Raw genomic sequence first — 13,341 nt, forward strand, 5'->3', positions numbered from 1 at the left:
GGCGACTCATGGACAAACAGCGACTCCGCGAGCGCGTCTGGGACGGGTTAGACGAGAGCGGCGAAGCGCGCTTTCCCTTCCCGCCCCACGGCCGCATCCCCAACTTCGCGGGCGCGGACGAGGCGGCCGAGCGGCTCGCGTCCACCGACGCGTGGCGCGAGGCCGACGCGATAAAGTCGAACCCGGACGCTCCGCAACTACCGGTTCGGCGCGCCGCACTCCGAGCCGGGAAGACTGTCTACATGGCCGTCCCCCGCCTCCGGGACGAGCGATGCTTCCTCCGGCTGGACCCGGACGAGATAGACGACGTCGACCACGCGACGACGGTCGGTGGTTCCTCCGAACTCGGCACGCAGGTCGGCCCCGACGAGATGGAGCGGGTCGACCTGATCGTCTCGGGCAGCGTCGCGGTCGACGACCGGGGTGGGCGCGTCGGCAAAGGTGAAGGGTACAGCGACCTCGAATTCGCGATTCTCCGAGCGTTCGGACTCGTCGACGACGCGACGACGACAGTCACGACCGTCCACGAACTGCAGGTCGTCGACGACGGGATTCCGACGTCGGACCACGACGTACCGATGGACCGGGTGTTGACGCCCGAGCGCTCGATTCGGACGAGCGCGCCGGACTCCAAACCCAGTGACGTCTCGTGGGACGACCTGTCCGACGAGCAGATCGCGGCGATTCCCATCCTACAGCGACTACGGTCCGAACGACGCTGACGTCGCTGGTCGGTGTATTGGTCGAACTGTGAGGCACGGACGAAGCCAAGGGCCGGATTTGAACCGGCGGTAGGCGGCTCTGCAGGCCGCTGCGTTCGGCCGGACTCTGCCACCTTGGCGCACGTAGTCGTATTCGCTCACCGAGGTTAAATATAGCGGTCCCCGGCGGCAAGCGCCGGAGGGGACCGAGTACATGCAAACAACCCCCGAACAGCGCAACTGCTGTTCGAGGGTTGAATGAAGTATGAATGGTAGGCGGCGAACCGGTTTTCCCAGAGGCTCGCGCACTCCAGTACTCGCCGGAACGCAGGCGGGCTTATCTTCCGTGTTCGGGATGGGTACGGGAGTAACCCCACCGCTATGGCCGCCTTAACGCCGACTCGCGGAATCGAACCGCGAACGCACACCAGTTGTCGGTGATTCGATGCGACGACCGTACGTAAGTGCAATCCAGATAGCGCCTGGACCCGAGTTACCGGGCGCAGTGCGGATCCCATGCGATATGAGTGTTGGCTCGACCAGTTAGTACTCGCGGGCTGAACGCCTCGTTGCCTCGGCGCGTACACCCCGAGCCTATCGACCTCGTCTTGTACGAGTGGTCTCGGTGGTATCTCTTTTCCAGGTGGGTTTCGAGCTTAGATGCGTTCAGCTCTTACCCCGTGTCACGTAGCTGCCCGGCACGTGCCCTCTCGGACAACCGGTAAACCAGTGGTGACCAGTCGTAGTTCCTCTCGTACTATACGACCGTTCCCGTCAGATACCTTGACACCCCCAATAGATAGCAGCCGACCTGTCTCACGACGGTCTAAACCCAGCTCACGACCTCCTTTAATAGGCGAACAACCTCACCCTTGCCCGCTTCTGCACGGGCAGGATGGAGGGAACCGACATCGAGGTAGCAAGCCACCCGGTCGATATGTGCTCTTGCGGGTGACGACTCTGTTATCCCTAAGGTAGCTTTTCTGTCGTCCATGGCCCGCATCAAGCAGGCTCATGAGTTCGCTAGACCACGCTTTCGCGTCAGCGTCCCTTGTTGTGCAGGACACTGTCAGACTTCCTTTTGCTCTTGCGCTCTTTTCCGGGTTTCTGACCCGGATGAGGAAATCTTGGGGCACGCTCGATATCTTTTCGAGCGTGTACCGCCCCAGTCAAACTGCCCGGCTACCGGTGTCCTCCTCCCGGAGTGAGGGTCACAGTCACTGACGGGTAGTATTTCAATGCTGTCTCGGTGGCCCGCTAGCGCGGGTACCTGTGTAACGACTCCTACCTATGCTGCACATCAGCGACCGTGTCCCAGCGACAGCCTGCAGTAAAGCTCTATAGGGTCTTCGCTTCCCCTTGGGGGTCTCCAGACTCCGCACTGGAACGTACAGTTCACCGGGCCCAACGTTGGGACAGTGACGCTCTCGTTGATCCATTCATGCAAGCCGCTACTGAAGCGGCAAGGTACTACGCTACCTTAAGAGGGTCATAGTTACCCCCGCCGTTAACGGGTCCTTCGCCCCGTTGTACCGGGTGTTCAGATACCCGCACTGGGCAGGATTCAGTGACCGTACGAGTCCTTGCGGATTTGCGGTCACCTATGTTGTTACTAGACAGTCGGAGCGTCCGAGTCACTGCGACCTGCCCCTATCAGGGGCAGGCATCCCTTATCGCGAACTTACGGGACTAACTTGCCGAATTCCCTAACGTCGGTTGCTCCCGACAGGCCTTGGCTTTCTCCGCCTGAGCACCTGTGTCGGATCTCGGTACGGACACCGTACTCGTCTTTTCACGGGCCCCAGGTTGAGTCGACTTCCGCTATTCCGCCGTTCGTCCGCTTCGTGCCGTTACGGCTTCCACGGACTTGGACGGTTCGACCGGGCGATAGCCCGGCTCGACGTACCCCGAGGCGTCAACTTCTACTGTACGGTGGCACGGGAATATTAACCCGTTTCCCTTTTGTCTCGCTCGAACTGCGACGAGACTTAGGACCGGCTAACCCTCGGCTGATCAGCATTGCCGAGGAACCCTTGCTCGTTAGGCCGTCGGGGTTCTAACCCGACTAACGCTGCTACTATGGCCAGGATTTTCGTCACCATTCGGTCCACTCGAGTTCTCACCCGAGCTTCCATCCGAACGGAGTGCCAACCTACTCGATCACCCTGTCACGGGTGCGGCCAGGTCTCGGTGGCGGACTTGAGCCCCGATCATTTTGGGCGCCCCGAACCTCGGCCGGTAAGCTGTTACGCTTTTCTTAGAGGGTAGCTGCTTCTAAGCTCACCTCCCGGCTGTCTAGGGCTCGGGACCACCTTCAATCGCACTTAGTCCGCACTTTGGGACCTTAACCCAGCTGTGGGTTGTCTCCCTCACGGTGCACAGGCTTACCCCGCACACCGGATTCCCTGCGTCGACGGCGTCCGTAGGTTTGGAGTTCGACAGGAGGGTCGACTCCTCTCGGAGTCGACGCCTCCAATCGGTAGCTCTACCCCACGGACTACCTCAGCAGAGGTCATGCTTCGACATGTTTCGGTTGGAACCAGCTGTTGCCGGATTCGATGGGCCTTTCACCCCTACACGAAGGTCACGAGAGGGTATTGTAGGACACCAACTCTAACAGGCTTCCACGTGCCTTTCGGCACGCTTCACCTTGCCCTCGCGTAGATCATCCGGTTTCGGGTCGTGTCGGTTTGACTCCCCGCACTTGAATACGGCGGCCCTCACGCAAAGCGCTGCGGCCATGTCGGTTTCCCTACGCCTTCCCGGATACTCCGGTTAGACTCGTCAAACCAACACACTCCCTGGCTCGTTTTTCAAAACGTACGACGGAACACCGGCTTCTCGTAGGTCCTACTGGAGGCTCGCGCCTCGGTCGTTTTCTACGAGACCTTTCGTGCCCCGTCGCTCCATCGCCAACTGATTTCAGGCTTTATTGCAACCCCCTTCTTGGGGTGCTTTTCAGCGTTCGCTCACGCTACTTGTTCGCTATCGGTCTCGAGACGTGTTTAGTCTTGGCCATCGATGCTGGCCATGTTCACGAGGAATTTCCAATCCCCGATACTCTGGAGCTGACGCACGCCTTACTTGCCTTCGTTACGGGGCTTTCACCCTGTATCGCGCTCCGTTTCAGGAGACTTCACGAAAACGTTCAGGCGATGAGAGTCAGTCCGAACACCACATTGCCCGAAGGCTTCGGTTTGGACTGGGTCGCTTTCACGCGCAGTTACTTACGACATCCCATTCGGTTTCTTTTCCTGCCGGTACTGAGATGTTTCAATTTCCGGCGTTCCCCATTGCGCAAAGCAATTGCGAGGGGATTCCCATTAGGAAATCCTGAGTTCTTCGCCTCCGTGCGGCTCCCTCAGGCTTATCGCAGCTTGGCACGTCCTTCATCGGCGCTCGAGCCGAGCCATCCACCAGCTGGCACAGTAGCCACGCTGTTGGAATCGCACTGTGACCCGGTAAACTCGGATCCAGTGGACGCCTGGATTGCACTTACATACGGTCGTCATCGCCACGTCTCGGTGGTCGCGAGAGCGTGCATCGAACCCTTCCCACCCGCGCTTTCACGGAGTGGTGCATCGGTCTTCCGGACCAGAACGTTCCGCCGCCACCCACTTAAGGGGAGCGGTTTCGTTCCGGCCCGGGAGTATGGACCCACTGGGATTCGAACCCAGGGCATCCTCCTTGCAAAGGAGGCACTCTACCGCTGAGCTATGGGCCCCCTCCCCGGACGGGGAGGTGTGAACGTTAGCCTTGGCAGTCCGAAGGTGCCCGACCACCGAAGCGGTCGAGGTCGTCGAGGAACCCTCTCGTCCGTCGCGAAGCGACGGACAGGTGTGGGCTGGGGCGTCGCCCCAGTCCCGTTCGTTAGGAGGTGATCCAGCCGCAGATTCCCCTACGGCTACCTTGTTACGACTTAAGCCCCCTTGCGAAGCCCAGATTCGATCACCGTGCGGTGACCTCATCCGGACCTCACTCGGGTGCTTTGACGGGCGGTGTGTGCAAGGAGCAGGGACGTATTCACCGCGCTCTTCTGAAGCGCGATTACTACCGAATCCAGCTTCATGAGGGCGAATTTCAGCCCTCAATCCGAACTACGACCGGGTTTAGGAGATTAGCGCCTCCTCTCGGAGTGGCGTCCCACTGTCCCGGCCATTGTAGCCCGCGTGTAGCCCAGCTCATTCGGGGCATACTGACCTACCGTTGCCCGTTCCTTCCTCCGCTTTGGCAGCGGCAGTCCTCCTAATGTACCCAGCTACCACAAGGGTACTGCTGGCAATTAGGAGTGCGGGTCTCGCTCGTTGCCTGACTTAACAGGACGCCTCACGGTACGAGCTGACGGCGGCCATGCACCTCCTCTCAGTAGCTCAGGTAAGCTCATCAAACTGACCGTCACTGCTACTGTCGGAGCTGGTGAGATGTCCGGCGTTGAGTCCAATTAAACCGCAGGCTCCTCCGGTTGTAGTGCTCCCCCGCCAATTCCTTTAAGTTTCATCCTTGCGGACGTACTTCCCAGGCGGCCCGCTTCTCGGCTTCCCTACGGCACAGCGCTGGCTCGTAGCCAGCGCCACACCTAGCGGGCATCGTTTACAGCTAGGACTACCCGGGTATCTAATCCGGTTCGTGACCCTAGCTTTCGTCCCTCACCGTCGGGTCCGTCCTTCTGAGGCGCTTTCGCCACCGGCGGTCCGTCCAGGATTACGGGATTTCACTCCTACCCCGGACGTACCCCTCAGATCTTCCGGCCCCAAGCCAGCTGGTTTCCGCCGGACGCCCATCCGTTAAGCGGATGGATTTCCCGACGGACCTGTCTGGCCGGCTACGGACGCTTTAGGCCCAATAATAGCGGCCATCACTCGGGCTGCCGGTATTACCGCGGCGGCTGGCACCGGTCTTGCCCAGCCCTTATTCCTGTACCACCTTACGGTACAGAAAAGCGAGGACTATATGCCCTCGCACTCGGAGTCCCCTTATCGCACTGTCGTGCAGTGTAAAGTTTTCGCGCCTGCTGCGCCCCGTAGGGCCCGGATTCTTGTCTCAGAATCCGTCTCCGGGCTCTTGCTCTCACAACCCGTACCGATTATCGGCACGGTGGGCCGTTACCCCACCGTCTACCTAATCGGCCGCAGCCACATCCTATGGCGCCGGAGCGTTTCCAGCTCCCCTCACTCCAGAGTGGAAGCCTTATTCGGGATTAGCCTCAGTTTCCCGAGGTTATCCCAATCCATAGGACAGTTTGGCCACGTGTTACTGAGCTATCCGCCACGGGTCTAACCCGTGCGACTAGCATGGCTAAAGCGGACTCCGATAGCAATGGCCTCCGGCAGGATCAACCGGAATGGTTGCCGAGCACAATGCTCGGTGGGTCTCTGGCGGAGACACTGATATCGTGTCGTGTGTGGTCCGTCAGTTCGACGACCCCGAGCCGCGTCGTTGGCCGGGTGTCACCGAACTGCCAAGGCTAACATCAGATTCCATCGTTTACGGCGGACCGCAGGGGTGGAATCCTCATTTCCTCCGGACCCGAACGTATGCTTCGACGGGTATTAAACCCATCGAATCGCGTTCGAGGTCCGAGATTGCGGGACGAATCGAACGCCCCGCGAATCGCGTCGTGTCTTTCTCTGCATTACGGTTCAATGCACCCCGATTATTTAAGGGCGTCGAACCGCGTTCGTCCTTCGGTGGGAAGACCCCCGAAGGCTCGTTCGCATCCAATCCGAGCACCCGTATACACTTAAGGGCGTCGGATTGGGCGTGTAGCAAACGTCCGAAACCGCAGGACGCCGCCGACACCCAATCCGAACACCCCTATACACTTAAGGGCATTGGATTGGGTCCGTTTTGACCGCCCCGCCGCGGGGCAGGGCGTCGTTCGCATTCCCACTCGAGCCCCCTCGTACACTTAAGGGTATCGAATCGGGACGTCTCGGTCGTCCCGGACCGCGGGACGGCGTCGACGACCGAATCCAGAGCCCCTCTCATTGAAAGGTGTCGAATCGGACTAACTCGGACTGTAGCAGAGACGCCCGATGGGCGTCGGTACTCGCCACGTCCGGAGGCCTCGAGCCGCAGGGCCTCGTTCGCACTCAAACGGAATGCCCGGTCCATACATAAGGGCATCGAACCGAGACGGGTTCGTGGTGGGATGACGTGGCACTACCGTCCCGCGATTCCACCGGTGAGCACCTCGGATAGAACTACGTCGGGTTGGATGTGGCGCGGGCGGAGAACGGGCCGGTCATCCTGCGCGTCGTACGCGTCGTCCCGGCGAATGGTACCCGCGCACTCGAACGGACGGGGCGGCGCCACAATAACTCCTGATGTTCGGGCTCGAGACGTCGACTGTAAAACGAGGGGGAGTAAGTAGTTCCGTCCGCGCTACTCATCGAGGTGCTCGATACCCTGCTTCGAGACGTTGGCCTCGGTAATCTCGTCCGGCATCCAATCGGGTTTGTCGTCCGGGGCCTGTTCGTGCCACGCCCAACCCTCGTAGATGTGGACCTTGTCCGTTCCCTTCTCCCGGAGCCGAATCTCTGTCGGGTCGGCCGCGTCCTCCGAGGATGCGGGGTCGAGCCGCCGGGCCGCTTTCAGCGCCGCCTGCCGGGGAGTGTTGCCCGAGAATACGCTACTCTCGTCGCCGGTCGATTCCCGCAGCGCGAAGTTCCGCTTACCGTCCTCACGTACCATGGTTTTCTCCTCCATGCCAATCCAGCACAGGACCCACTATAAATATATCGCCGATGTGAGCCGTTTTGGTCGAAAACTATATACGCGAGGTCGTGCAGTCGCGCGATTTCCGGACGAAACGCGCAGTCACCGTGTGGGATTCGGGTCGAAAACGTCGGGACGCGCCGGACAGCCACGCGAGAGCACCCGGCGGTAGAAAACACTTAAGTATAAGCTGGGGCGAACGTACGCGCACGATACCGCGATGGTTCGGAAAAAGAAGCTCAGCCCCAGTGGCGCGAAAGGCGAGGACGGCGAGTACCACAACGTCCACATCAACCTGCACGAGGACGAACTCGCCGTCGCCGGCATGGACATCGGCGACGAGGTGTTCGTGCGCGTCAGGGAGGACAAAATCATCATCCAGAAGGCCGACAAGGACGAGGTCGAGCACGAGTTCTAAACAGGGCTTTGTACGCCACGAACGCGATTACTTCACGATGGACGCCTACGAGTTAGCCAGACCACTGCTGTTCTCGCTCCCGCCGGAGACCGCTCACGACGTGGTCCACGCCGGACTGCGCGCCGCCCAGGGGACGCCCGTAGCCGACGCGCTCCGCTCGCGGTACGCGGTCGACGACGACCGCCTCGGCGTGACCGCGTTCGGCCAGCGGTTCCCGAATCCGGTCGGCGTCGCCGCCGGGTTCGACAAGAACGGACAGGTGCCCTCGATACTGGGGAGTCTCGGCTTCGGACACGTCGAAGTCGGTGGCGTCACCGCCGAACCCCAGTCCGGAAATTCCCGGCCGCGGATGTTCCGACTCCGCGAGGACCGGGGAATCGTCAACCGCATGGGGCTGAACAACCACGGCGCGGACGCGGTGGGCGAGCGACTCGCGGAGACCGCTCCTGCTGCGGACGTCCCCGTCGGCGTCAACCTCGCCAAGTCCGAGCGCGTCGCCACCGAGGACGCGCCCGCCGATTACCGCTACACCTACCAGCGGGTCGCCGACGGCGGGGACTTCTTCGTGGTCAACGTCTCCTGCCCCAACTCCGAGGGGTTCCGCGACCTCCAGAACCGCGACTCCATGGCGGCCATCCTCACCGAGTTGCAGGACGCGGGCGCGAGTCCGTTGCTCGTCAAGCTCTCGCCGGACCTCCCCGACCCGGCCGTCGAGGACGCGCTCGACCTCGTGACCGAACTGGACCTCGACGGCGTCATCGCCGCGAACACCACGACCGACCGCCCCGAGTCGCTCCGGAGCCACAACCGCGCGGAGGGCGGCGGGCTGTCGGGCAAGCCAATCGAAGCGCGCGCGACCGGGATGGTCCGGTTCGTCGCCGAGCGCGTGGACGTGCCGGTCGTCGGCGTCGGCGGGGTGTTCACGGCCGAGGACGCCTACCGAAAGCTACGCGCGGGCGCACGCGTAGTGCAACTGTACACCGGACTGGTCTACCGGGGACCGTCCATCGCGCGCGACATCAACGAAGGGCTGCTCGACCTGCTCGACCGCGACGGCTTCGACTCGGTGGCGGACGCGGTCGGTGTGGACGTGGACTGACTACGTCTTCTTCGGCGAACTCCCGCTCGTTCTTCCCGACTCCGCCCGTCCACCCGAACACCACCACCGGCGCGCGGGAGCGACCGGCGTAACGAGGGAAGGACTCGCGCGAAGGACGAACGCAGTGAGCGGAGGCTGGGAGGTGTGAGCCTCGCGGTCGCGGTGCTGTTGCGGGGTCTCCTCGGCTTCGGGAGTAGCTAGCTTCGGTGACGTATCCTCGTTACGACGAATCCGAGATTGCTACTGCGCGACTGAGGGAAACACCACTGCACAGCAACCGCTCAGCGCTGCGAATACGACGACCTGAAAGCCTCACCTCCATCAGCCTCGGCGACGGCCGCCGCCGCGCGCTACCTTCGCGTACGGAATCAGAAGTGGAACGTCGCGACCGGAAACGAAATCCGGGGAGCGAATGGCCCCGAATCTTCACTTCAGCGCGTCCAGCCGGAACTCGAACGCGGCCACGGGGAGTTCGAGGTCGTGTTCGACCAGCACCTCGGGGTGGACCTCGCCGAGGACGCCCGCCGCCTCGCCGTCGATAACGACCTCGGCCGCGCGACCGTCGATGAACGTCGGGTGGTCGGTCGCGGGCGTCTCCAGGTCGACGTCGAAGTTGCGCGCGACCGCCTGCAGGCGGGCCTTGGCGTCCTCGTAGGAGGCGTCGTGGCGCGCGAGGACGCCCGCGACCGTCCGTCGCTCGGCGACGCCGGTGTCCTCGCGCTCGTCGACGCGGGCGGCGAGCCCTATCTCCGCGAGGTCCTGCGGGTACGCCCGGTGGGTGTTGTTCTCCAGTACCATCAGCAGCGAGGGGAGCGCCCACGTCCGGAGCATGGTGTAGTCCTCGCTGTACGGTTCGAGGATGGTCGCGGGCTCGTCGGCCCCCAGAGCGTCGTCGTCAGGCGAGACGCCCATCCGGTCGAAGTTCTCCGGTTCGCTTATCATGTGGAAGTTCAGCAGGTCCTCGAAGCCCAGCCCCACCAGCACCGCGCGCGCGGCGTCTTCGAGGTTCGACCGGTCGTGGCGGCCGCCGACCGTCCCCACGTCGGGGTAGCGCGGTTCGAGGTCGTTGAAGCCGTACGCCCGGCCCACGTCGTCGACCACGTCGTCGGGATGAAGTACGTCCACGCGGTAGGGGGGAATCTCGACCTCGTAGGCGAGCTCGTCGTCACCGACCTCGGTGGTCTCGGCGTCCAGCCCCGACCGCTCAAGCAGGTCGAGCACGCGTTCGGCGCTCAAATCGACCCCGAGCATCCCCTCGATGCGCTCGTGGCTCACCGTCTTGCGCTTGACCTCGAAATCCGGACGGTCGAGCGTCCGGTCGGGGTACTCGACCGCGACCTCCTCGACGGTCGCGCCCCGGGCGTCGAGCGCGTAGCAGATGACGTTGCACATGCGGTCGATGGTCCACTGGTCGGTGCCCGTGAGTTCGACGAACAGGTCCCGCGACTCGGTCGAGACCTCGGTCCGGCGGCCGTTGATGACCGGCGGGAACGAGAACAGTCCGACGTCGTCGTAGATGGCGGGGTACCGGTCGTAGTCGGCCACGAGGTCGGCGTAGGTCTCGCCGGTGGGGTGGGCGCGCAACACCTCGTCGGGCGTCATCTCGGCGTCGGCGTCCAGCGGGACGAAGGTGTCGCCCTCGGGGTCGATGCCGCGATACGTGATGGAGTTGCCCACCTCGGTCCGGCCCTCCGCAGTGGCGGCCTGCCCTTTCAGCATCGTCAGGTCGTGGATGCCGATGGCACCTTTCGCGCGCTTGCGGCCCATCGTGGCGTGGAGTTTCTCCTGCAACTGGATGAGCGAGTCGAGCGCGTCGTCGTCGAGGTCGACGCCCCGAATCACCGCGCCGGTGACGTACGGGCGCTCGTCGGGGACGCTCTCGTCGACCTCGATGGACCAGTCGGCGTCGTTGGTCCCCGGGACGTAGACGCCCCGGTCGTCGCCGTACTGGTAGCGCAGCGACCGCGCCACGCCCTCGACCGAGAGCCGGTCGAGTCGGTCGGGCGCGAACTCCAGTTGGAGGTCGCCCTCCTCGGTCCGGCCCTCGAATTCGAGGCCGAGCGCGAACAGGTCCTCGACGAGTTCGTCGTCGCTCTTCTCGTCGTGGCCGGTCAACTGGCGTAGTTCGTCGGGGTTCACGTCGACGACTGGCATCAGTGTAGCACCTCCGTCTCCCGCAGCAGTTCGAGGTCGGCGAGCGTCCCGTGGACGTCCCGGATGTCCTCGAAGCCGTACATCAGCATCAGCAGGCGTTCGAGCGCGAGCCCCCACGCCATCACGTCGCAGTCGACGCCGAGCGGGTCGAGCACTTCGGGTCGGAACATCCCGGAGTTGCCGATTTCGACCATCTCACCCGTGGTCGGGTGGGTGCCGAACAGCTCGAAGCTCGGCTCCGTGTAGGGGTTGTAGTGGGGCTTGAACTCGATGTCGGTGATACCGAACTCGGCGTAGAACTCCTCGAAGGTGCCCATCAGGTCCCGCACCGAGAGGTTCTCGGCCATCACCCAGCCCTCGATCTGGAAGAACTCAAGCAAGTGGGTCGGGTCGAGCGTGTCGTTGCGGTACACCTTCTCGACGCTGAAGAACCGCTGGGGCGGTTCCAACTCGCCGACCTCGTGGCCCGAAAGATATCGCATCGACAGCGAGGTGGTGTGCCCGCGCAGGTCGATACCGCGCGCGACCTCCTCGGTCCACGGCGAGTGGTAGCCCTCGCCGTCCTCGCCCACGCCGTCTAAGTGGGCCGACTTCACGCGCTCGACCAACTCCTCGGGGAAGTCGCCGGCGTCCTCGGCCATCCGCCGGGGGTTCTCCAGCGCGAACTGGTCCCAGTGGGTCCGCGCGGGGTGGTCCTGGGGCATGAACAGCGCGTCGTTGATCCAGAACTCGGCGTCCGCGTGGGGGCCTTCCATCTCCTCGAAGCCCATGCCGACCAGGGTGTCCTTGACCCGATTCGCGGTCTGTCGAAGAATGTGGGTCTTGCCGCCGTCGACGCGCTCGGCGTCGGCCTCGACGTTGTACTCGGCGAACTCCACCGCCCGCCACTCGCCGGTGGTCAGCATCTCGGGCGTGAGCTGGCCCACCGTTTCGGCGGCCTCGACGCCCTCCATCAGCGCCGTGACGCCCTCGTCGGTGAGCGTGACCGAGCGCACGGTCGACTCCGAGCGCTCGACGAGCCCGCGACTCTCTAACTGCGCCAGCACGCTCCCGTCGGCGACCGATTCGCCCGCGTCGAGGGCCGCGAGCGCCTCCGCTTCGGCGTCGCCGTCGGGGTCGGCGTCGGGGTCGGCCGTAATCTCGCCCCCCTCGATGGTGCCGTACCCCTTCCGGGCGTAGTTCGACAGCGCGATGTCGACCTGCGGTCCCGCCAGCCCGGACTCGCCGACGATTCGGCCCATCTCCGCCGGCTCGTCGTCGGCCCCGGCGTCGATAGCTGTCTCGTAGAGTCGGACCTCCGGGAGGCCCGCCTCGACGTACTCGCGGCCCTCGTCGGTGAGTGCGACCGACTCGGCGGTCGACTCGGCGACGTCGACGAGTCCCGCCGACTCCAACTCGAAGGCCGCGCCCGTCACCGTCTCGGGTTTGAGTTCCGTCTCGTCGGCCAGTTGCTCTACGGTCCGTGCGTCGTTCGCGCTCGCGGCCTGTAGCACCGCGACCTGTGATTCTGGTAGTTTCATGTCCGTGGTCGTCGTTGGTCGTTACGTCCCCGTGCGCCCGTTTATCGCTTCTGAAGCGCGGTCGCCCGAGCTCGCGTCGACGGCTCTCGCCGACCGCGCGCGAACGGTTTCGTCCCAGTCGGGGTCCTCGCCCGGCCCGGGAGTCCGCCGTCCGGTCAGGACGCGAAGAAGAAACCGAACCCCGTGCGCGCGTGCCGTGGCTGACGGGCGCTCTCGCCGGACCGGGATTCGGATGGCATGTCCGGGAGTTGTCCGTAGTCCGTGAAAAGCGTTCCGGGGTATCGTCCGAACCCCATCGAAGATAATTCCATAGCAAAAACATTATAACACAACAATGAAAGAATCTATTCGGACTATGGAGCAGGTTAGTGCGGCGGAATCCGACAACTGGACGATGAAGGTCGAGGACAACGCCACCATCATCGAGTACCACGGGGACATCAGCCCCGAGGAGGGCGAGGCCATCGTCGAGGAGTGGCAGCCCCTCATCTCCGAGGGCGAGGTGGACACCCACGTCCTCCACCTCGACGCCGACGACCACTTCGACGACGAGACGTTCGGTACCATCGAGCAAGCTGGAACTCTGGGTCTCCAGCACGGCGTCGACCGATGGGCCATCGTGGCGGGCAAGACGAAGACGATGGCCATAGCCAGCAAGCTCCCCGACGATATCGAGACCTACGAGACCGACGACCTCGACGACGGGCTCGACTGGGCGAGTCACTGACCCGA

At 63.3% G+C, this 13,341-nt stretch carries 7 protein-coding genes, 2 tRNA genes and 3 rRNA genes; 4 read left to right on the forward strand and 8 right to left on the reverse strand.

Annotated elements, in window-relative coordinates:
• Positions 1-8: 8 nt before the first annotated feature.
• Positions 9-722, forward strand: coding sequence for a 5-formyltetrahydrofolate cyclo-ligase (locus EPL03_RS14060; RefSeq protein WP_135829964.1), 714 nt, complete (start codon positions 9-11; stop codon positions 720-722).
• A 43-nt stretch (positions 723-765) separates the two neighbouring features.
• Here EPL03_RS14060 and EPL03_RS14065 read toward each other — a convergent pair.
• The 6 genes from EPL03_RS14065 to EPL03_RS14090 all read right to left on the reverse strand — a co-directional run bounded on the left by EPL03_RS14065 (position 766) and on the right by EPL03_RS14090 (position 7,394).
• Positions 766-841, reverse strand: a tRNA-Cys gene (locus tag EPL03_RS14065).
• A gap of 131 nt (positions 842-972) precedes the next feature.
• Positions 973-1,094 (reverse strand): 5S ribosomal RNA (rrf, locus tag EPL03_RS14070).
• 131 nt (positions 1,095-1,225) lie between these two features.
• Positions 1,226-4,142: ribosomal RNA gene (locus tag EPL03_RS14075) — 23S ribosomal RNA — on the reverse strand.
• Positions 4,143-4,353: 211 nt separating this feature from the next.
• Positions 4,354-4,425 (reverse strand) — tRNA-Ala (locus tag EPL03_RS14080).
• Between the two features lie 148 nt (positions 4,426-4,573).
• Positions 4,574-6,044, reverse strand: a 16S ribosomal RNA gene (locus EPL03_RS14085).
• The 16S, 23S and 5S rRNA genes sit together here with 2 tRNA genes alongside, the layout of an rRNA operon.
• Positions 6,045-7,085: 1,041 nt before the next feature.
• The gene (locus EPL03_RS14090) at positions 7,086-7,394 is read right to left on the reverse strand and encodes a non-histone chromosomal MC1 family protein (RefSeq protein ID WP_135830015.1); all 309 of its coding nucleotides are present in this window, start codon (positions 7,392-7,394) and stop codon (positions 7,086-7,088) included.
• Between the two features lie 244 nt (positions 7,395-7,638).
• Between EPL03_RS14090 and EPL03_RS14095 the strand changes: the two genes are divergently transcribed.
• Positions 7,639-7,836 (forward strand): hypothetical protein, encoded by a 198-nt coding sequence (locus tag EPL03_RS14095; RefSeq protein WP_115798291.1) that lies wholly within the window; start codon positions 7,639-7,641, stop codon positions 7,834-7,836.
• Between the two features lie 37 nt (positions 7,837-7,873).
• Positions 7,874-8,935 carry a quinone-dependent dihydroorotate dehydrogenase gene (locus EPL03_RS14100; protein WP_135829965.1) on the forward strand — a complete coding sequence of 354 codons (1,062 nt, stop codon included), beginning with the start codon at positions 7,874-7,876 and terminating at the stop codon, positions 8,933-8,935.
• Between the two features lie 426 nt (positions 8,936-9,361).
• Here the strand turns inward: EPL03_RS14100 and pheT are convergent, their stop codons facing one another.
• Together pheT and pheS are read right to left on the reverse strand one after the other, a co-directional pair.
• A complete protein-coding gene (gene pheT / locus EPL03_RS14105) occupies positions 9,362-11,089 on the reverse strand; it encodes a phenylalanine--tRNA ligase subunit beta (RefSeq protein WP_135829966.1) in 1,728 nt (575 codons plus the stop codon).
• Positions 11,089-12,609 (reverse strand): phenylalanine--tRNA ligase subunit alpha, encoded by a 1,521-nt coding sequence (pheS, locus tag EPL03_RS14110; protein ID WP_135829967.1) that lies wholly within the window; start codon positions 12,607-12,609, stop codon positions 11,089-11,091. The genes pheT and pheS overlap by 1 nt, the downstream gene beginning before the upstream one ends.
• A 355-nt stretch (positions 12,610-12,964) precedes the next feature.
• Between pheS and EPL03_RS14115 the strand changes: the two genes are divergently transcribed.
• A complete protein-coding gene (locus EPL03_RS14115) occupies positions 12,965-13,336 on the forward strand; it encodes an STAS/SEC14 domain-containing protein (RefSeq protein WP_135829968.1) in 372 nt (123 codons plus the stop codon).
• The last annotated feature ends 5 nt before the right edge of the window (positions 13,337-13,341 follow it).

Origin of the sequence: Halorussus halobius (genome assembly GCF_004765805.1) — an archaeon.
Lineage (GTDB): Archaea > Halobacteriota > Halobacteria > Halobacteriales > Haladaptataceae > Halorussus > Halorussus halobius.